The sequence below is a fragment of the Pseudomonas sp. B2M1-30 genome (assembly GCF_025447575.1).
Classification (GTDB): domain Bacteria; phylum Pseudomonadota; class Gammaproteobacteria; order Pseudomonadales; family Pseudomonadaceae; genus Aquipseudomonas; species Aquipseudomonas botevensis.
Genome location: NZ_JAOEJT010000038.1, coordinates 1 through 506, shown reverse-complemented (window position 1 = coordinate 506; position 506 = coordinate 1). Strand labels below are relative to the sequence as shown.

The 506-nt window shown below is 65.2% G+C and carries 1 pseudogene; it reads left to right on the top strand.

From position 1 onward, the window contains the following. A pseudogene (locus N8H74_RS29210) lies at window positions 1–506 on the top strand (type IV secretion protein Rhs); the annotation flags it as partial.

Sequence of the window (506 nt, the reverse complement as noted above, 5' to 3'; positions counted from 1 at the left end):
TACCGCTACGACCACGCGCAACTGCGGCTGACGGAAATCGAGAACGAGTCCGGCGAAACGTACCGCCTGGACTACACGCCCAGCGGACTGATCCGACAGGAAACCGGCTTCGATGGCCGCCGCACCGCCTACGTCTACGACCTCAACGGCCACCTGCTGGAAAAGACCGAGTTCGGCGATGACGGCTCAACGCGGGTCACCGCCTACCGGCGCGATGCGGCCGGGCGTTTGCGGGTCAAGACCCTGCCCGACGGGATCAAGGTCGAATACCGCTACGACCGCCTCGGGCGGCTGACCGGGGTCGACGATGGTCAGGATCATCCGCTGGCCTTCGAGTACGACCTGCAGGACCGGTTGATCACCGAACACCAGGGCTGGGGCACGTTGCGCTACGCCTATGACGCCTGCGGCCAGCTCAAGCACCTGCGCCTGCCGGACAACAGCAAGCTCGATTACCAGTACGCCAAGGGTGGGGCGCTGACGGCCATTGACCTCAATGGTGCGCG